At 57.5% G+C, this 18,576-nt stretch carries 16 protein-coding genes and 1 pseudogene; 6 read left to right on the top strand and 11 right to left on the bottom strand.

Features of this window, described 5'->3' with window-relative positions:
- Nucleotides 1–897: 897 nt before the first annotated feature.
- Nucleotides 898–1,431 (bottom strand): hypothetical protein, encoded by a 534-nt coding sequence (locus J0O65_RS13670; RefSeq protein ID WP_215407515.1) that lies wholly within the window; start codon nt 1,429–1,431, stop codon nt 898–900.
- A 593-nt stretch (nt 1,432–2,024) separates the two neighbouring features.
- Here J0O65_RS13670 and J0O65_RS13665 point away from each other — a divergent pair.
- Nucleotides 2,025–3,122: a Fic family protein gene (locus tag J0O65_RS13665; protein WP_215407514.1), complete on the top strand. Its 1,098-nt coding sequence runs from the start codon at nt 2,025–2,027 to the stop codon at nt 3,120–3,122.
- Here the strand turns inward: J0O65_RS13665 and J0O65_RS13660 are convergent.
- The 5 genes and pseudogenes from J0O65_RS13660 to J0O65_RS28360 form a co-directional block, all read right to left on the bottom strand.
- Nucleotides 3,068–4,567: a tRNA nucleotidyltransferase/poly(A) polymerase-related protein gene (locus J0O65_RS13660; protein ID WP_215407513.1), complete on the bottom strand. Its 1,500-nt coding sequence runs from the start codon at nt 4,565–4,567 to the stop codon at nt 3,068–3,070. The genes J0O65_RS13665 and J0O65_RS13660 overlap by 55 nt on opposite strands.
- A gap of 301 nt (nt 4,568–4,868) precedes the next feature.
- A complete protein-coding gene (locus tag J0O65_RS13655) occupies nt 4,869–5,219 on the bottom strand; it encodes a hypothetical protein (RefSeq protein ID WP_215407512.1) in 351 nt (116 codons plus the stop codon).
- 108 nt (nt 5,220–5,327) lie between these two features.
- On the bottom strand, nt 5,328–7,427 hold the full coding sequence (locus J0O65_RS13650) for a peptidase domain-containing ABC transporter (protein WP_215407511.1): 2,100 nt from the start codon (nt 7,425–7,427) through the stop codon (nt 5,328–5,330).
- Nucleotides 7,428–7,550: 123 nt separating this feature from the next.
- Nucleotides 7,551–8,918: an HlyD family secretion protein gene (locus tag J0O65_RS13645; RefSeq protein WP_215407509.1), complete on the bottom strand. Its 1,368-nt coding sequence runs from the start codon at nt 8,916–8,918 to the stop codon at nt 7,551–7,553.
- A 254-nt stretch (nt 8,919–9,172) separates the two neighbouring features.
- Nucleotides 9,173–9,597 (bottom strand): annotated as a pseudogene (locus tag J0O65_RS28360) (IS6 family transposase); the annotation flags it as partial.
- A 421-nt stretch (nt 9,598–10,018) separates the two neighbouring features.
- On the opposite strand from J0O65_RS28360, the gene J0O65_RS13640 reads away from it, so the two are divergent.
- The 3 genes from J0O65_RS13640 (at nt 10,019) to J0O65_RS13630 (ending at nt 11,971) form a co-directional block, all read left to right on the top strand.
- Nucleotides 10,019–10,282, top strand: a complete 264-nt coding sequence (locus tag J0O65_RS13640) for a helix-turn-helix domain-containing protein (protein ID WP_215407507.1) — start codon at nt 10,019–10,021, stop codon at nt 10,280–10,282.
- 2 nt (nt 10,283–10,284) lie between these two features.
- Complete coding sequence (locus J0O65_RS13635) at nt 10,285–11,631, top strand: type II toxin-antitoxin system HipA family toxin (RefSeq protein WP_215407506.1); 1,347 nt, start codon at nt 10,285–10,287, stop codon at nt 11,629–11,631.
- A 133-nt stretch (nt 11,632–11,764) separates the two neighbouring features.
- Complete coding sequence (locus tag J0O65_RS13630; protein ID WP_092798646.1) at nt 11,765–11,971, top strand: dodecin; 207 nt, start codon at nt 11,765–11,767, stop codon at nt 11,969–11,971.
- A 14-nt stretch (nt 11,972–11,985) separates the two neighbouring features.
- On the opposite strand, the gene J0O65_RS13625 is transcribed toward J0O65_RS13630, so the two are convergent.
- A complete protein-coding gene (locus tag J0O65_RS13625; protein WP_215407504.1) occupies nt 11,986–12,297 on the bottom strand; it encodes a hypothetical protein in 312 nt (103 codons plus the stop codon).
- Nucleotides 12,298–12,459: 162 nt separating this feature from the next.
- On the opposite strand from J0O65_RS13625, the gene J0O65_RS13620 reads away from it, so the two are divergent.
- Both J0O65_RS13620 and J0O65_RS13615 read left to right on the top strand, forming a co-directional pair.
- A complete protein-coding gene (locus J0O65_RS13620) occupies nt 12,460–12,834 on the top strand; it encodes a hypothetical protein (protein WP_215407502.1) in 375 nt (124 codons plus the stop codon).
- 211 nt (nt 12,835–13,045) lie between these two features.
- Nucleotides 13,046–14,038 (top strand): EDSAP-1 family PEP-CTERM protein, encoded by a 993-nt coding sequence (locus J0O65_RS13615; RefSeq protein ID WP_215407500.1) that lies wholly within the window; start codon nt 13,046–13,048, stop codon nt 14,036–14,038.
- Between the two features lie 65 nt (nt 14,039–14,103).
- Here J0O65_RS13615 and J0O65_RS13610 read toward each other — a convergent pair whose 3' ends face one another.
- From J0O65_RS13610 to J0O65_RS13595, 4 genes are all read right to left on the bottom strand, one after another.
- Nucleotides 14,104–15,165 carry a LytR C-terminal domain-containing protein gene (locus J0O65_RS13610; protein ID WP_215407498.1) on the bottom strand — a complete coding sequence of 354 codons (1,062 nt, stop codon included), beginning with the start codon at nt 15,163–15,165 and terminating at the stop codon, nt 14,104–14,106.
- Between the two features lie 11 nt (nt 15,166–15,176).
- Nucleotides 15,177–16,115, bottom strand: coding sequence for a type II secretion system F family protein (locus tag J0O65_RS13605; protein WP_215407496.1), 939 nt, complete (start codon nt 16,113–16,115; stop codon nt 15,177–15,179).
- A 118-nt stretch (nt 16,116–16,233) separates the two neighbouring features.
- Complete coding sequence (locus J0O65_RS13600) at nt 16,234–17,211, bottom strand: type II secretion system F family protein (protein ID WP_215407494.1); 978 nt, start codon at nt 17,209–17,211, stop codon at nt 16,234–16,236.
- A gap of 12 nt (nt 17,212–17,223) precedes the next feature.
- A complete protein-coding gene (locus J0O65_RS13595) occupies nt 17,224–18,570 on the bottom strand; it encodes a TadA family conjugal transfer-associated ATPase (protein ID WP_215407492.1) in 1,347 nt (448 codons plus the stop codon).
- Nucleotides 18,571–18,576: the final 6 nt, after the last annotated feature.

Raw genomic sequence — 18,576 nt, 5'->3', positions numbered from 1 at the left:
AGAGTATGTTAAGTCATTGATTTTATTGAAAACTTCTATTGATTACAGGGCATTGAAGTCGATTTGTAATCATCAGGTGGCCAGTTCGAAACCGGCAGTCGGCACCAATAAATTCAAGCACTTAGCCCAATCCTCAGGATTGGGCTTTTTGCTTTCTGGACGCCATGTAACCCCTGTGTAACCCGGCTTGATCAATCAAGCCGGACTAACCAGCGGCCTGTCGCACCATGCACAGGTGCGACACCCTTCTCTCAAGCGCCAAGAACGCGCCGGATACCCTCTACCGGCCAGGCCAGACGGCCGTTCACACGAACCGGCCGCAGAGGCCCATTTTCGGCGGACGCCCATACCCGCAATGTCTGCGGTTTTCTCCCAAGGTGGTAAGCAGCACATGCGGTGTCGACATGTGTTCGCCGTTCCAGCTCAAGCGGCATGAAGCCCAGCCAAGATTGAGAACCTGCCATCTGGTGTTGTACTGCTTGCGGTTGTTGCTGATCCATCCATCGCCTCGAAATTTAAGCGCCGGACAACAGGCCAACCTTCAATGGTCAGCGCCACATTGTCCAGCACATGTCCGACAACGCCAGGGCACTGCCCCAGCCCAAGAATACTGTTCTGTATCGACGCCGCCCATGACGTGCAGTCAATACGCAAGCGCCTTTCGGCGCTTGTCCCCCACCCGGCTTCAAGAGCCGAGCACAACTCTCATGCAGTTTCCCGCGTTGCTCTACCGGTAAAAACGACAAGTCACTGGTGGCGCAACACTGGTTTTTCATATTCAGAGATGGGGACGGCAGACATCGTCCCAGCCATTTGGCCTGGCTAATGTGTCAGACAGCTACAAGACTGGCCTAAACCTGTGAGGAACCTTGTCATGAGGAGAACAGGCTCTGTTGATTAACTGTAGCAAGCCAGCTCTACGCAAAATTGAAGCCGTTGCGGGATCGTTTTCTTTTCGCGTAACTGCTGCAGCATCTGACGTACTCGTCGTGATGTAACCCCCAAAATCTGCGCAAGATCAGAGGTAGACTTGCCGCTTATAAAGCGTGCGACCGATAGCAACTTGGCTACGGTAGTCTCATCCGACAGGAACGTTCCTTCTTCGCTATCGTCGTCGGTTGATACAGTGATATTCTCAATCAACGCGCGTGTACGTTCGCCAATGATGTCGTCACTGTCGAGCGAGATTGCGAACGTGTAAGTGCCAAGTTGTCGTCGCATTCGCTTTTCCCAATGCCCGAAAATAAACTGGCATAGCGTACCCCTCGTTGGGTCGAACTCCTTACCTTTTTCCAGGATGATGAGACTGAATTCTTGGCGACCATCTTCCCAAGGCAATCCATATTTTGCCGACTTGGCTTTGATCTGATCCCAGTGTTCTTGCGCAAACGCAACGGCAAGATGGGCTATTTGGTTTGGGGTAAAAAACATGCTTTCCTTCTCTAGTAATACAGGCTTAACTAAGATTTGACGGAAGCTCTGTGCGACTAGAAGAGGGACTCCCCCTTCAACCCGGCCGTACTCGGGCAAACCTTTGCACATGCACAAGCGAAACAAGCCGTGGAGCAGTACACGGCATGCTCCAGACAGAGGCAAGAAATTTTGGATAGGTATGAAAGCGAAGCGTCAGAAAGAAAAACTGTCGACACAAAGGGGGAGATGCACAGGAAAAAAGAAGCGGCTACCCCAAAAAAATTTTGAATATAGGCTGCTGAAGCGGTGCGGAAAATGCGCCAGTTCATGGAAGCGCCACTCATCGAGAGTCCGTACCATGCCGGGTGCTTGTAGAATTTCGGGCGTGTAGCCTAAGTTGCAGAAAAGCAATGCCACGTAGTGGCAGATGCACAATACATAAAATATTCTAGCATGTCAACATATATTGACTTATAGCAAGTGCAGCATTAGTAGATCGGCTTCTGTCGTCACACCAGGTAAATATCGCAATAAAACCGAATTTCGAGCTATACGATCAAGATGGCGATTTGATAATATCATACCTAACTTAATAATATGTGAGCTGATTAATGCGTGAAATTGTTGAAAGCGGCAATCTTTTATATCGGGAGCGACTGGGTACGTTGGAATTTCGTGAAAAGCATTCAGCTGCCATCAGTTGCCTATGCGGATATCTAAAATGGTCAGGCGCCTCCATCCGACTGGACAGTGTGGTCGACATAGCGCCCGTCCCTGCAGTCGGCCCAGATATCCGAATGTTGCAGTTTATTGGACGCCGATTGGGTATCCGTATGCGCCTATTATCTCGTGACGATTTGCAAGCTGCGCTAGAGGCGGGTCCAGTGCTGCTACAACGCGAATCTGGCTATGCGTTGTTATTGCTGGCGCGCGAGAACGAAGATTTTATTGCCGCGTTGCCTGGAGCACCCAAAACGATCAACTCAGTGCCAGCTGATTCCGATATCTTGGAACAAGTGAGTTCATTGCACGCACTCGAGTACCTAGGCGGCGGACCAGCACTGCGAAGACATTATCGTGCAGCAAAATTATTTCTTATTCCTTGGAAGAGGACCTATTTTGGTACGTATTCCGGCCAAGTTGTGACAGATTTTAATCGCGAGTTCTCTCGACTCAAGCGGACGCAGGCAGACCCTGCGCCGTTGTCCTCCATGTCATGCAAGGCCATGTTGGCCTCTCATCGGTCCATATGCCCGTCACTCCCACGTTACTTCGGCGTGTATCGTCGCATTAACCTGCGCCGTGCATCGTTGTTCGTGGATGTAAAGTCCTTGCCGCAAGCGCTGGATGCGTTGCTGCGCTGCGCGCTTAGCAACCCAGCCACGCAACTGAAACCAGCGCTGGAGTTTGCCAGCAGATTAATGGTAGATTTTTTAAGCATCCATCCGTTCGTTAACGGCAATCGTAGGATGGGGATGGTGCTGGTCTCGAAATATCTCGAACCGCTGGGTGTGGATATCGATTGGCATGCGCTGAGCCGGGTAGAGTGCTATTACTGGATACGCTGCGCTAGCAAGGGGCATTTTGGAGGATTGACACGGCTCCTTCATGCGAACGTACTAAGCCGGAAGCCCGTGGCGGGGCCTATCGTGGTTCAATCCGATTCGGATATCGCCTGCTCGGACAGTGTGCGCTCCCTTACTGCATAGTGAGCCAGCCATAGCTGCCCCACATTCGCAGGCACTTCTCCCGCTTCGCAGCGCAGCATTAACAGATTAAGACCTGGCCGGAACGATGCTTGCAGAGGCAAGGTTGTAATGTCTTGATTGATAGGGTCTTCGAGCAAGCCCTGGATCTGCCATATCGAGGTGATTTGCGGACCTAAGTGGCGCTCTAGATCGAGCGGAGCACCTTCTGAGGCGAGTACCGTCAGCCCAGCCCGTTTTAGCGCCGTATTGGGGCCGCCCCCTGTCAATGCGTGAAGTGCGCGAGCCGTTCGCACTGCTGGCCACAGTAAGGTTGCCAGGAGCGAAGCATATGAGCTGAGTCCTGGTTGCGCGTCAAAGGCCGATAACGCGATGGTCAGGAAACGACCACTAGCGTTGTCTTCGAGCAATGCGTCCAAGCTGGGAAGCAAACCGTAATGCAGTTGCAACCGGCAAATCTGTGTCATGCAGGTAAGCGCATGACCCGAGCGGAGCTGCTTCATTAGTTCTAACAGCCTGCGGTCGGTCGAAACGGTGGCGAGCAAGGCTGCGTGCGCCGGGATGGCTACCTCCATTTGCGGCTCAAGCCCCAACCTGCGGCAGCGTGAAAAGCGCACGGCACGGACCATGGTGAGCGCGTCATATTTTATGCATGCGACAGGGCCACTGATTGGGCGCACCAAGCGCTGCCGTATGTCCGCTATACCATCGCAGGGGTCGTAAAGGCGCTGCGCTAGGGGGTCGTAGTATATGGCGTTCAACGTAAAGTCGCGTTGGGTACTATCGTCATTCAATAGCATCCATAACGACGCCGGAGCCCGTGCCGCGTCACTACCATCAAGCACCATCGTGCCGTCTTTGCGCCGCAATGTGGCGATTTCAATAAATTCCTCACCCATTTTCACCACCACCACCATGAAACGGGTTCCGCTACGCCGAGCCTGGGGAAACAGCGAGGCCAAGTCTTCGACCGATGCATCCGTTACCAAGTCAACATCGCGCGGTTGCATTCCTAGCATCACATCGCGTACGGCGCCACCCACCACCATTGCTAGAAAGCCCGCTTGGTTGAAAATTCTTGCTACTGAAATAACGTTTTCAGAGAAAATAATCCCTTTAGCATGATAACTACCTGCCCCGATTTGTGTAAGTACTGGAATACCTGCGCGCTTCTGATTTTGCGAATTCATAATGGTCAATTTGTAGTCTATGCGTAACTTGATCGCAAAAGTCAATACCACGACGTATCGCTCACACGAAGTGACAGCTAAGGAAGTGCTGATCAATTTTCTTTCTTTGCGATGTTGGCGCTCAAAATGGTCGACCGGTGAGTCGCTAAGACCTATTTTTTGTCCAATTCCATCAACATTGCCGGCCGTTTCGATGGCTAATTCAATAAGTAAGCGTAGACCAAGAGGACATTGATCGGGAAGGATACCAATTTGCACCGCAGTGTGCTGCGATACGGTACTGCATAAATTTCATACACGGCTCAGAAAACGGATCAGCCATGGAATCGAGAATATCACGCTCACTAAAAGACATAAAAAAATGCTGATTTTTGACGAAAGCGAGGACATAGTCCGGGGTACCGTAATCACTTTAAATTTGACTGCTAAGGTACCGAGCACTACCAGCACAGCGCTAATTGCTATATGAATTATTTTCACTTCGTGCATACGAGTTTCCTGCTCAATGAAGTTGATTATCAAGATGACCACCGATTTCGGTGGTCATCGCATTACTTAATTAAGGAAAGTTGGGATGGTCGCCCTGAAAGCCATCGCCAATCATCACGCCGCCCCAATAGGCCAAAGCGACAACTGCGCCTACCACCAAGGCTCCCGGCGCGGCGACACCGATGGCAATCGCGGCGCCGAGACCGATGAAACCAGCGCCCGCTCCTACTTCACCCCAATCGGGACCGGAAGAATGACCAACGATTTCCACCGAATTCCAGCTACCGCCACCGCTACCACCAGCTCCACCGCCGTCAAAACTATCCGACGCGAGAAAAGATCCGCCACCAACCAATTGAGTTTCCATCTCAGAAATTAAACGCATTGAAACAACTCCCAAAGTGTTCAGGCTAATTTTCATGGCTAGCCCTTACCATTTTATCGCTAAGCGCGAATAAATTTTCGTCCTTTTTTCTCGCAGTAGTGGTATTCGCCAACACCATTACTTCACGTGTCATGCGGCAAGAAATCAGGCGGCGGTTTCCAGTAAAGCTGCTCGCACCTCAACCGCCTTCCCGGCTTGGATAGCGATCACCCGCTCGGCGCATTCGATCGTTTCGATCCGATGCGCGACCATAATCCGGGTCACATTGAGTGCGGCTAACGCTGCATTGACCAGCTTCTCATTTTGTATATCAAGGTGACTAGTCGCCTCGTCGAGCGCCAAAATCTTTGGTTGTTTGTAAAGCGCCCTAGCCAAAAGAACTCGCTGTTTTTGGCCGCCAGACAAACTGCTTCCCATGTCGCCAACCAGGGTCTGATAGGCCATCGGCATAGCGGCGATTTCTTCGTGTATTGCCGCCATACGCGCACAGCGTTCCACTCGCTCAGAATTGGTCTGCTCATCAAAGAAACTAATGTTGTCGATGATAGAACCTGTCAGTAGCACGTCGTCCTGCATCACCGTACCCACCAGTTGGCGATAGGCGTGAGCACCGAGCTGCTTGATGTTGGTCTGGCCTATGATGACCTCTCCCTCAGTCGGTTCTAGCAAGCCCAACAATATCTTGCACAGCGTCGTCTTACCGGCGCCACTGGATCCGACAAGGGCAATATGCTGGCCTGCGGGGATGTGCAAATCAATACCGTTCAATACCCACGGTTCGCCGTCTGCATACCGGAATTTAACGTTACGCAGTGTGAGGCCGGGATCGAGCTTGCTGGCATCAATGTTGACTTCTGGATCGCGTTCAGGTTCCTCCAGAACTAGGTCAGCCAACCGTTTTGCGTGCATTCCCAACATCTTGACGTTCACGATAAGGTCGATCAAATTGGTGATGCGTCCGCTGAAGGTGCCCGCGTAACTGGAGAAGGCCATCAACATACCGACGGTCAGCAAATTCTCCATGACCTGGGTGGCGCCTATGTAAAACATCACAAGTCCCTGAATACCGCTAATTCCAGTATTGAAGGTTTTGAATATCACTCCCATTTTCTGGGTTTTGACATCCCGGTTCACCACATCCTGCTTGAGGTTCTGCCAGCGCGCAGTTCGCTCAGCCTCTCGTCCGAACAATTTCAATGGTGTGATGGCGCGTATGGTTTCGATGAAATTACTGCTTTCCTTGGCACTTAAAATCAAACGTTCATGCGACGCCTCGCGCAGCGGCTGGTATGACACCCAGCGCAGCAAGCCGTAGAGCATTACGCCGGTCAATACCACCAGCGTTAACTTCCAGCTATATATGAGCATCATGGCCAGCGCGAACAGTGCCATGAAGCCGTCGAGTAGGCTTTCCACAAACAAACTCGTCAATGTGCTCTGGATGGCACCTATGCTGCCAAAGCGCGAGACGATGTCGCCTAAGTGACGCTTTTCAAAGTACGAGATAGGCAACCGTGTCATATGCGTGAAGATTCGGGCTGTCCATTGCAACCCAACGTCTAGACTCCAGCGCATGAGAAACCAGCTGCGCGCCAAACCAATTGCGGTTTGCGTAATCAACAACAAGGCAAAACCTAGCACGAGGACTTTGAGCAGCTCGCGGTCTCCGCTAACAATCACCTCATCGACGACGAACTGGTTGAACAGCGGTGCCATGATGGCGAATACTTCTAGCGCCAACGCCAGCGTAATGACCTTGACTATGGCGCCTCGCAGGCCGAACACCTTGCCGGTCAGATCTCCAATCGAAATCTGGCGGGTCTCGTCTTTCTTTTTGAACTTCTCGGTGGGCAGACATTCGAGCGCTACGCCGGTGAAGTGACGCGAAACTTCGTCGAGCGAAAGGCACCGTTCCCCCACGGCGGGGTCCAGGATATGCACGCTGAGTTTCCCACTAAAGCTCTTACGAACTTTCTTCAGGACAACAAAATGGTTTAAATTCCAGTGCAGAATGGCAGGACGGCGCAGCTTCCCAAGCTCCTCCAGCTCCAGCCGGAGCGGTCGGGTGGCGAGATGCATCGCTGCCGCGTGGCGCATCAATTGTGCTAGCGCAGCGCCTTTCAAACTCACCGAAAATCGACGTCGCAAATCCGACATCTCGACATGGTGTCCGAAGTGACTGGCCACCATCGCAAGGCATGTCAGTCCGCATTCGCTCGATTCAGTTTGATGGATAAATTTCATGGCATATCAGACATATGAGAGCGTCATTCCAGTTTCCGAGTTTTCAGTACGACAGCGTCCCTGCCAGCCTTATGAGGCACTGACATGATGGCTACCTTATCGTTTGAAGAATGTTTGGGCCAGTCAGCGATGCGCTATCGCAAGCAACGGCTCGGCGATCCATTCCCATATCATGCGGCGGTCTTGCAGTACGTCGGCCTCGAGCGTCATTCCTGGCTTCAATGCTTGTTGCTTGCCATAGGTATCGACCGATTGTTTGGCAAGCCGGACCTTGATTCGATATAGGGCTTCATTGCCGTTAAATCCGAGAATACTTTGCTGGGCATTGCTTAGAATCGTGCTAGCCATATTTGCTGGCAACTCGGCAGGTGCGAATGGCGTTTTGCTCACATCGGTCACGACACCGTCTTGCAACCCAAATTTTTGGTATGGAAATGCCTGATAACGTATCAGTACCTGCTGCCCCGCTGCCACAAATCCGGCGGTGCGGCTAGCAGCATACAGATGCACCTCAAGCGCCCCGCTACTGTTGTCGGTAGCATCCGAAAGTAGCGTTGCAAGCACTTGCCCGGCGTTCACTGCTTGGCCAGCTTGGTAGGTAATGGTAGTTACAGTGCCGTTGCGCGGTGCAGTCACTAGACTTGCTTTTCGACTTTGATTTTCCGCGACTTCTTGCGCCAACACTGCTCGAGCACGATCTAGTTGGCTTAGTTCTGTGGCCAGACTGCGCGACAAATCATCGCGCTCGCCCTGCAGCGAGAGTCGATTTGCTCCCAATTGAACCTTCGACCGGGAAAGCGCACTTTGCCGCGTAGCGAGATCAAGCAGGTCCTCCTGCTTTTGCTGTGTTTGGGCAGCCGACACAAAGCCGTCACGCTGCAACGTTTCGTATTTCTCGACACTGGTAAGTGCTAATCCATGGCGACGTTTGGCGAGTGCCATCTCGACTTCAAGTTGTTCCAATTCAGCTTGTAAGTTGACTAAACGAGCATCGAGTGCTCTGCGCCTCTCCTCCCCTTGCGTGACACGGGTACGGCGCTCCGCTTCCAATGTCTCCCGACGTACCAACAATTGCTGTGCTATCAGCGCGCTCAGTTCGCCATTGTTGCCCTGTCGCTCTGTGGAAAGCTCAAACAGCGGTTCGCCTGCCTGTACCTGCTGCCCTTCTACCACCATGGCTCGAACGACGATACCAGCATTGGCTGCGGAGATACTCAGGCTGCCTCCTCTAGCCACAGTCATGCCTGCAACATGAGCTTTTTTACCATAGCTGCCCAGCGTAATAAAGCCGATCATGGACAAGGCGATGAAACCAGCGACGACAGCGATCAATCCACTGGAAATCGGTTGTATGAGACGAATCGCGCCAAGCCACTGCGCTCCTTGCGCGGCGAGAATTTCAGGTCGGAAAAGAGGTTGCGATGCCGAACGCGTCGCGATTGATGGCACCGACTCTACTTGTTGCTCGCGCTGACTCGAATCTAATGACATTCCCATTCCTAAATATTTTTCTATTGCAATATTTCCATTTGGAAATTTCAAAGAATTTTAATTCATTTATCCGCGAAAAAAGATTAAAAAATGCAAAATTAAATATTATTTTTTGCAATGTATTTTTTGCAAAATTTCTCGCCAGAAAAAGCAATGATTACAATTTGAAAATTGCGAGAATTATTACAAATTGTCATAATTTTTCGCTTTTTGACGCTCTATTGATCCTACGGATTGCAATGACCAAGGAAATACAAAAGCGCCTTGTTACTGTCGCTTTTCCCCATCGTAACCTTGTCGGGATCACCGTTCGCTCTCATGGCCGCGTATAGGAAACGCTCCGCTGCAGCCATGTCGCACTATGTCGTTAGCAGACATCGACTATCTTGTCCTGCTTGTCGAAAACGCGGGAAAGGTATTTCCAGACGCCCATGTTTTTGATTTCAGTATCATCCATGCGCCAGTTGCCACCGGCCAGGCGCTTGTGGTTGCGGGCCATCTTCTAGATACGCGGTAGGAAACGAATAGCCCAGCGGTTGATCTACGAATGGCCGACCGACTCGCCTCGTTCCAACATAATCTCTTCCAAGTGTCGGTAGCTCAGTGGGCAAGCCGCGTACCAGCGAATGCACACAAAGATCAATTTGCTCAGAAAGCGCATCCCTTTGACGTCGAGCACGATTCGTCCAGCGTTCAAATACCGTAATTTACCTAATGGACTCGCCGAAGAGAACTAATGCGACAGAATAAAATTCGCCAGAGTTGACGCTCCGTTTAAGTACCAAACTCGACTTGCACAAGGACGAACGGGACTTACGATACACCAGGCTTCTGCTGAAACTCCAACCGGATGAGACTGAATACATTTTCTACGACTGATTGAACAGCCAATGCCGACCGTCCCGTGATACTCGGCCTTGGTGCCTCACATACCTCGGTGAAACACGAGAAGAATCTGCAGCATCTTCTGGCCAACTGTGCGTTATCTCTTCCCCCCTTTCTCTGTCCCTCCGCTATTTCTGATACATCCGTTATTCAGATATCTTGACTTTATCCGCATTTCAGATAATATTGATATATCTGAATAACGGATACCAAACATGTCCTTCTCGCCCACCACCCACCGTCTCCTTACGGCGTCGCAGCTCGGCCAGTTGCTCGCATCGACGCGCAAACGGCATAAGATCACCCAGGCGACTGTAGGCACGCGTGTCGGCTTGAGCCAGAATCGCATCTCCTACCTGGAGAGCCATCCAGACGAAATCAGCGTCAGGCAGTTACTCAGCTGGTGCTCCGCGCTCGAGCTGGAGCTGCAGTTGGGCGAGCGCGATACCTCCGCCACAAGCAATTCGGCCGAGTGGTAATCATGGGCCGCCGCTCACACAGCCAGACGCTCCATCTTTGGGCAAATGGCGACTATGTAGGACGCTGGACGGTCAAGGCCAATGGCGACTCCGAACTCCAGTACGATGCGTCCTGGCAAAGCTCAAGGCTGGGGCGACCGATCTCGCTGTCGCTGCCGTTCAATCTACGCAACGAACCGCTCAAGGGTGCCAGTGTTGCAAACTACTTTGAGGGCTTGCTGCCGGACAGTGACATCATTCGCAAACGCGTTGCGACCCGCTTCAAGACAGGCTCTCTCGAACCGTTCGACCTGCTCGCGGCTATCGGCCGGGACTGCGTCGGCGCCTTGCAGCTGCTGCCCGAAGGCAGCAAACCGGAAGGACTGGCCCAGGTCGATGGCATCGCCCTTGACGAGGAAGGCATCGAGCGGCACCTGCTCGAAGTAGTTAGCTCAGAGCGGCACGGCGCCACCGATGACGCGAACGATGATTTCCGCATTTCGCTGGCTGGCGCGCAAGAAAAAGACGCCTTCTTGTGGTGGGATGGGAAATGGATGAAGCCGCGTGGCGCTACGCCTACAACGCACATCTTCAAGCTTCCGATCGGGATGGTAGGCGGAAAAAAAGCCGACTTCAGCACGTCGGTCGATAACGAGTGGCTATGCCTGCGGCTGTTCAAGGAGTACGGGCTGCCCACGGCAAATGCCCAGATTGCGACCTTCGGCGCGCAGCGGGTGCTCGTCGTCGAGCGTTTTGACCGCGTGCGATCAAGCGATGGCAAGCAGCTGTTCCGGCTGGTTCAGGAGGATTTTTGCCAGGCAACGGGAACATCACCGCTGCTGAAATACGAAAATGACGGCGGGCCGGGATTAAAACAGATGTTTACCTTGCTGCAGCAATCGCAGCAGAGCGCTGCCGACATGCATACGCTGATGGCCTCCCAACTTCTGTTCTGGATGCTGCGCGCCCCCGATGGTCACGCTAAAAACTTCAGTATCCAGCTACTCGCGGGTGCCGGCCGGTTCAAGCTGGCGCCCATTTATGATGTGATGTCCGCCTATCCTGTGATCGGTCCTGGACCCAACCAGTGGGCCGAACGCAAGCTCAAGATGGCGATGGCACTACTCGGAAACAACCGGCATTACCTCGCGCATGGCATACAGCGGCGACACTTCAACAGCACTGCAAAAGCGGTCGGCTATGGCACGGACGCCGAACCGCTCCTGCTCGATTTCATTGCCCGCACACCCGCCATTGTCGACAAAGTGCGCGGCGAACTGCCTGTGGGGTTTTCGGAAAAGGTGGCCGACAGAATTCTGGGCGGCCTGCTTGCTTCAGCAGCTACCCTTCAATCGATGCCACCAGCCTGAAGGGAAGGACTCTCGGCTTGCGCGCCGCATTGCTGCACCGCGCCATGACGTCCCGCACATTTAGGCGCAAGATGAGCATGTGCTTGCGCAAAGCAGGCTCCCGCTGTCTGGCTTGCCTACCTGGGGAAACATCATGTCCGCACACACATACAAGTTGATCGAGCTGGTCGGCACGTCGACGGAGAGCAGCGATCAGGCGATACGCGATGCCATTGCCAAGGCGGCGCTGACGGTCAAGCACATGGACTGGTATGCAGTGACGGAATCGCGCGGGCATATCGTCGATGGCAAGGTGGCGCACTTCCAGGTCACGCTCAAGGTCGGCTTCCGGCTCGAATAGGGCAGGTCGGCAACTCACCGCCGCCCAGGCACTGCCCGGCTCTCCAGCCACTCCCGGCCGCCGTTGTCCAGCGCGGCCTGAATCACCTTGTCCGGCAAGCTGTAGACGGTCGCCCAGCTGGCGCGGCCGTCCTGCGTGTTGGCTGGAAAACTGTGCGTCTCGATCGGCCAGTGATATTTGCGTTTCAATGCCTTGACGATGGCGGCCAGCGAGACGCGGCCTTGCAGCGGTTCGGCGCCGGACTGGTCGCGGTTCGACAGCAGCACGGCCAGGACCAGGCCGCGGCCCGTGCGCGCGCCGGGGAAGGTGGGGGTTTTGTTTGCCATGGCCTATTTTACCGGGCAATGATCGGACCAGATACGATGTGCCGCACCTTTGATATGGCGCAAGCGCCACAGCGTTTTTGCGGCGACGATGAGCATTTCGCCAGGCGTGCCGGCGCCCCTCTGGCAGCCTGGGCCTATCATCCTGGGGCACAGGAGCCTATCATGCACAGCCTGAACATCCACGCCATGCAATGGCAGCCCGTTGCCGATATTTCCGCCGTCGATCCGCTGCTGCCCGACGATCTCGCCTGCTTCCGCGAACTGCGCGACGTGCTGCAACGCTATGGTGCGCTCGACCGTTTCGGCATTTCCCTGATCCACCGCCATTTCGACATCGCCGACGACGAGGAACTGATGGAATACACGGACGTCGAGCAACGCACGCTGACGGTGAAACCTGTCAAGAAAAGCGACATCGACTGGCAACACACGACGATTACCAACTGGAAATTGACGGAAGGCGAGGAAGTGGCGCGCATCGGTTGCGGTTGCGCGCGCAATTCGGGCGGCCACCTGGGCTATCACCGGGGCACCTGAGGCTGGCCGGCGGCGCCCGCCAAGCGGCGTCGGCCTTTCTTACACCTGGCGTCCGAAAACTCAGTCCGCTTTATGTAAGCTGTTGATTCGATTGAATTTTTTTGTGTGGCATGCAAACTGCTTATCACAGTCTACGAGATGAATCCAGGCAAGTCATTCTGGATTCTTGATCCCCCGGATTTTCCGAGACTGACTACGATAAGAGGCTGCGATGAACGTCAATCACACACGAAGCAAGACCCTGGGCTGGCTGGGCGCACTGGCGGCGGCAAGCCTGCTGGCCAGCGGCCAGGCGCAGGCCGGCGCGTACGGCCTGGCCGTCAACGAGTTGAACAATTTCCGCATCACCACCAGCGCCGGCGCGCTGTCGCTGGCCGGCGCCAACCGCAATGCCAGCGACAGCGCCTTTTTCCAAGGCGGCGTGGCCGTCAATCCGCGCGCCGTCAATACGGGCCCGGCCGCCAACGCCGACGTGCCACAAGTGTGTTCGGGCGGCGGCTGCGGCGGCTTGCCGCAAAATCACTACGCCCCCAGTCCCAGTTCCACGCTGGAATTCGCGCGCGGCGATGCGCACGCCTTCGGCAATATGCTCAATGGCACCGGCGCCACCGTGAGCGCCGTGGCGGAAGCACAGCGCAACACGATCGGCGCCGCCACGGCCACGGCCGGCGACACCCTCACCGGCTCCGTCAACCTGACGCTGTCGAGCGCCGGCTTCATCACTTTCAGCTTCATGGGACGGCGCGACCTGCGCACCAGCGTGACGACCATGGGCGACAAGTCGAACGTGTCGATCATGGATATCTTCAATATCTCCTGCAACAGCGCCAGCCCCGCCGGCTGCCTGTCGCATGCGAATGCCGATGGCGTGATCTTCCAGTTCGCGCCCGATGGCGACGCCAACAATGGCAGCGACGTCAACGGCAACCATACGGTCGGCAGCCTCGATCCGTTCAGCCTGAACATGACGAGCGGCACCAACGACCCGGCCACCGGGCGCGCCTTCACGAATGACTTCGCGATGTTTTCCCTGACCTCGAATTTCGCCCTGCCCGCCGGCAGCTACACCTTGAACTTTTCCAAGTCCACGCGCACCGATATCGTCGTCATCGATCCTCCGGCCGTGCCGGTGCCTGGCACGCTGTTCCTGCTGGGACTGGGACTGGCGGCCCTGGCTTTCACGCGCCGCCGCCAGTCGACATAATCAGCTGCATGAAAAAACGCGGCGCCCGCCAAGGCGCCGCGTTTTTTCATGCCGGCGGAGGCGTTTTAACCGAGCCGTGCCAGCGCCTCGCGCGCCAGTTGCAGTTGCTGCAGATAATAGCGGTGCAGCATGGCCGGATCGCTCAGATCGCGTCCCAGTACCAGGCGCAGCTCGCTGGCTGGGCAATCGGCGGCCTGGGTCCGCACCTGGCTTTGCACCTGCAGCCCCAACTGGCGGGCCAGCTGGCGCGCCGCCTGCTCCTGCGCGGGCCGGTATTCGACGCGCGTGCGCGCCACCTGGAAGCTGGTTTCATTGGCCAGGCGCACCACCTGCACGGGAACAGCAGCCAGGCTGCGCGCCAGCGCGGCGGCCAGGCCAGGCACGCCGTTGCCGTTCACAATTTCCAGGCGCGGACGAGGCACGGCAGCGGCCGGCATGGAGCGCTCCGCCACGGCCGCGGCCGCCGGCACGCGCTGCAAGCGGGCCATGCCGTCGCTCTGCGTGATCTCGATGCGCGCCATGGCGGGCGCATCCTGCCGCGGCACGGCCACGGGCACACTCTGCGGCGGCGCCTCGTCGCGCAAGACGGCCAGGTCGCGCCGCAGGTCGTGTTCCTGCAGGCTCTGCGCCTGGCGCCGCATGACGGCCGCGCGCGCGTGCTGTCCCAGCCGTTCGAGCACTTGCGCCAGGTGCTGCCAGGCCAGCGCATTGAGCGGGTCCAGCAGACACGCCTGTTCCAGCGCGGACAAGGCTTGCGCATCGCGCCCGCTCAGGGCATAGGCGTGACCGAGATTGCTGAACAGATATGCCTGCCGCGGCTGCGGCGCACTGGCTTCCCGCGTCAGGGCCAGCCAATGGGCGATCGCCGCGTCATGTTCGCCCCGCTGCGCGTGCAGCACGGCCAGGCCGTTGCGCGCGTTCACGTGGCGCGGCGCGGTGCGCAGGGCTTGCTCATAGGCCGCTTGCGCGGCGGGCAGGTCGCCCCGCTCGAAATGCTGACGCCCCGCCGCGTAGGCGGCATCGGCGTCGGGCCACGCCGGCACCGGCGCGTGGGCCGGCTGCGTGGTACAGGCTGCCAGGCCCAGGCAGGCGCAGGCGGCGGCCAGGCGGGAAATCGTCAAGCGCATGGTGACTCCTTTCAGCGGCTGGCCATGGCCGGCACGAGCACGCGATAGACTTCGATCACGGCCGGCCCCATGAGCACCAGCATCAGGGTGGGAAAGACGCAAAAGATCAGCGGGAACAGCAGTTTCAGGGCGATCTTCGCTGCCGCCTCCTCGGCCAGCAGGCTGCGCTTGCCGCGCAGGTTTTCCGAATGCACGCGCAGCGAATCGCCCATGCTGGTGCCGAAGCGTTCCGATTGAATCAGCATGGCGACGAGGGTATCGACATCTTCCACGCCGCTGCGCAGGGCCAGGTTGCGCAGCGCCTTTTCCTTGGAAAAACCGGCGCGCATTTCCATCAGCACCAGTTGCAATTCCTGCGCCAGCACCACGCTCTTGATGTGGATCTCGCCCGACACCTTCACCAGCGCGCGCTCCAGGCTCAGGCCCGCTTCCACGCACACGGTCAGCAAGTCGAGCGCGTCGGGGATGTTTTCGAAGATGTCGCGCTGGCGCCGCTTGGCCGTGCTGGCCAGCACCAGGTTCGGCAGGTAATAGCCGACGGTGGCGCTGACGCACAGCAGCAACAGCAGCACGCTGCGCAACTGCGCCGCCATGGCGCTGGCCGCATACAGGCCCAGCACGGTGGGGAACAGCAGGGCCAGCACGGTTTTCGCGGCAAAGTACAGGGCCGGCGCGCTCGCCTGGCGCCAGCCCGCGTTCATGAAGCGCGTGCGCAGCGGCGAGCGTTCCCAGCCCTCTTCCGGCAGCGACAGCTTGCTGAACGGCTGCGCCACGCGCGCCACGCGCTCCACCCAGCCAGTGTCGGACACCGCCTCGCTGGCGGCCGGCGCCATGGTACCGAACAGGCGCTGGCGCAAGGCGCCGGGAAAGAAGATCAGCCACGCCAGCAGGGCCAGCGCCACCACCACGGCGAAGACGATCAACAAAAACAGCAGTTGCGGGCCAGTCATGGCGTTTCCTCCGATTGATCGACTGACAAAACGTTCAGGGCTAGGCGTGTCGCCGAAAGCAGTACGACAGTACGACAAGGCGACGCAACAACGCCATGGACTTTTTTCAGGCGATCTCTTAGATGCGGATGCGGATGACGTTGCGCATCCAGACCACGCCCAGCGCTACCATGCCGGCCGCGTACCACAGCAGTTTGATGCCGCTGGGATCGGTCCACAGCAGGCGGATGTATTGCGGGTTGACCAGCGCCATGACGCCGATCATCACCACCGGCATCAGCCCCAGCACCCAGGCCGACATGCGCCCCTCGGCCGACAGCACGCGCACCTGCCCCAGCAATTTCAAGCGGGCGCGGATGATGCGCGCGATGCTGACCAGCACTTCGGCCAGGTTCCCGCCCGATTCGCGCTGCACCAGCACGGCGATGACGAGGTAGCGCAAGTCCGTCAGCGGAATGCGCGCGGCCAGGTTTTGCAGCGCCTCGTTCATCGGCACGCCGTAATTGATCTCTTCGTGCGCCATCTTGAATTCGCCGCTGATCGGTTCATTGAGTTCATCGCCCACCATCTGCAGCACATTCGAAAACGAGTGCCCGGCGCGCAGCGCGCGGGCCAGGAAATCGGCCGCTTCCGGCAGTTGCGCCTCGATCTTTTTCAGCCGCGCCGCGCGCGCGCGCAGCACCACCATCCATGGTCCGCCGCCCGCCACGCCCAGCAGCAGCAAGGCGCCCGGCAGCGGCATGGGCCAGATGGCCAGCCACAGCAGCGCCGCCAGCAGCAGGCCGCCCGCGCCGCCCAGCAATTGCGCCACCGACCACGACAAGCCCGATTGCAGCAGCAGGTGGTCGAGCTTGGCCGCCTGCGGCACGCGCCGCAGCCAGCGCTCCAGGCCGGGCGCACGCGCATAGCGGCGCTGCTTGAGGATGGAAACCCGCTCGCCGCCCGCCTCGCCGCGCGCCGCCATCAGCCGCAGGCGCCGGTTGATGCGCCGCGCCGCGCTGCCGTGCGTGCCCGCCCACCACAGCCAGGCGCCTTCCACCATCAGGATGCAGGCGGCGAACAGCAGCACGGCAAAGCCGTAGAACACCAGGTCCATGATTCCTCCCCCTTACTCATAAATTCGATCCGGGTCGAAGACCGTGTCCGGCACCGGCGCGCCGAACATGCGCAAGCGTTCCGTGAAACGGGGCCGCACGCCCGTGGCGCAAAAATGGCCCAGCACCTTGCCGTCGGCATCGACGCCCGTCTGCTCGAAGCGGAAGATTTCATGCATGGCGATGATGTCGCCCTCCATGCCCGTCACTTCCTGCAGGCTGACCAGCTTGCGCGCGCCATCCGTCAGGCGCGACACTTGCATCACCACCGTCACGGCCGAACAGATCTGCTGGCGCGTGGCGCGCGGCGTCAGGTTCACGCTGGCCATGCCGACCATGTTTTCCAGCCGCGCCAGCGCGTCGCGCGCCGTGTTCGAGTGGATGGTCGCCAGCGAACCTTCATGGCCCGTGTTCATCGCCTGCAGCATGTCGAGCGCCTCGGCGCCGCGCACCTCGCCCAGGATGATGCGGTCGGGCCGCATGCGCAGCGCGTTGCGCACCAGCGCGCGCTGGCTCACCTCGCCCTTGCCCTCGATATTCGGCGGGCGCGTTTCCAGGCGCACCACGTGCGGCTGGCGCAGCGCCAGTTCGGCCGCATCCTCGATGGTGACGATGCGCTCGCTGCCGGGAATGAAGCCGGACAGCACGTTGAGCAGGGTCGTCTTGCCGCTGCCCGTGCCGCCCGAGATCAGGATGTTGACCTTGGCCTGGCCCAGCGCCTGCAGTACCTGCACCATGGGCGGCGTCAGGCTTTTGTAGTCGAGCAGGTTGGCGATCGTCAAAGGCTGCACGGCAAAGCGCCGGATCGACAGGATCGGGCCATCGACGGCCAGCGGCGGAATGATGGCGTTCACGCGCGAACCGTCCGGCAGGCGCGCGTCGACCATCGGGCTCGATTCATCGACCCGCCGTCCCACGCGCGAGACGATCTTTTCGATGATCTTCATCAGGTGCGCATTGTCGTGGAAGGTCACGTCCGTCAGCTGCAGCCGCCCGCCCCGCTCCACATACACCTTGTCGCAGGTATTGACGAGGATGTCGGACACGCTGGCGTCGGCCAGCAAGGGTTCGAGCGGGCCAAAGCCCAGCATCTCGTGCTGGATGTCGAGCACCAGGCTGTGGCGTTCGTGCTGGTTCAGGACGATGCGCTCTTCCTCGATCACGCGCTGCACCAGCAGCGCCAGCTCGTGCTTGAACTGCTCCGCCGTCAGGCGCTTCAAGCGTTCCAGATCGATACGGTCGAGTATCGTCTGGTGCATGGTTTTTTTCAGTTCCTGGTAGGCGTGCAGCGCCAGCGCACCTTGTCCATTGCTGGCGGGGCGCACCGTTTCATTTGCCGCCAGACGTTCGCGTAAAGTCATCTCGGC

This window comes from Janthinobacterium sp. JC611 (genome assembly GCF_018682595.1).
Lineage (GTDB): Bacteria > Pseudomonadota > Gammaproteobacteria > Burkholderiales > Burkholderiaceae_D > Janthinobacterium.
Note: the sequence above shows the minus strand (reverse complement) of the source record. Positions and strands in the feature narration are given on the sequence as shown.

Excerpts from the sequence above, each read along its gene's own strand:
- J0O65_RS13670 (WP_215407515.1), bottom strand. The coding sequence starts at position 1,431 with ATGTTTTTTACCCCAAACCAAATAGCCCATCTTGCCGTTGCGTTTGCG.
- J0O65_RS13665 (WP_215407514.1), top strand. The coding sequence starts at position 2,025 with ATGCGTGAAATTGTTGAAAGCGGCAATCTTTTATATCGGGAGCGACTG.
- J0O65_RS13655 (WP_215407512.1), bottom strand. The coding sequence starts at position 5,219 with ATGAAAATTAGCCTGAACACTTTGGGAGTTGTTTCAATGCGTTTAATT.
- J0O65_RS13650 (WP_215407511.1), bottom strand. The coding sequence starts at position 7,427 with ATGAAATTTATCCATCAAACTGAATCGAGCGAATGCGGACTGACATGC.
- J0O65_RS13645 (WP_215407509.1), bottom strand. The coding sequence starts at position 8,918 with ATGTCATTAGATTCGAGTCAGCGCGAGCAACAAGTAGAGTCGGTGCCA.
- J0O65_RS13640 (WP_215407507.1), top strand. The coding sequence starts at position 10,019 with ATGTCCTTCTCGCCCACCACCCACCGTCTCCTTACGGCGTCGCAGCTC.
- J0O65_RS13635 (WP_215407506.1), top strand. The coding sequence starts at position 10,285 with ATGGGCCGCCGCTCACACAGCCAGACGCTCCATCTTTGGGCAAATGGC.
- J0O65_RS13630 (WP_092798646.1), top strand. The coding sequence starts at position 11,765 with ATGTCCGCACACACATACAAGTTGATCGAGCTGGTCGGCACGTCGACG.
- J0O65_RS13625 (WP_215407504.1), bottom strand. The coding sequence starts at position 12,297 with ATGGCAAACAAAACCCCCACCTTCCCCGGCGCGCGCACGGGCCGCGGC.
- J0O65_RS13620 (WP_215407502.1), top strand. The coding sequence starts at position 12,460 with ATGCACAGCCTGAACATCCACGCCATGCAATGGCAGCCCGTTGCCGAT.
- J0O65_RS13615 (WP_215407500.1), top strand. The coding sequence starts at position 13,046 with ATGAACGTCAATCACACACGAAGCAAGACCCTGGGCTGGCTGGGCGCA.
- J0O65_RS13610 (WP_215407498.1), bottom strand. The coding sequence starts at position 15,165 with ATGCGCTTGACGATTTCCCGCCTGGCCGCCGCCTGCGCCTGCCTGGGC.
- J0O65_RS13605 (WP_215407496.1), bottom strand. The coding sequence starts at position 16,115 with ATGACTGGCCCGCAACTGCTGTTTTTGTTGATCGTCTTCGCCGTGGTG.
- J0O65_RS13600 (WP_215407494.1), bottom strand. The coding sequence starts at position 17,211 with ATGGACCTGGTGTTCTACGGCTTTGCCGTGCTGCTGTTCGCCGCCTGC.
- J0O65_RS13595 (WP_215407492.1), bottom strand. The coding sequence starts at position 18,570 with ATGACTTTACGCGAACGTCTGGCGGCAAATGAAACGGTGCGCCCCGCC.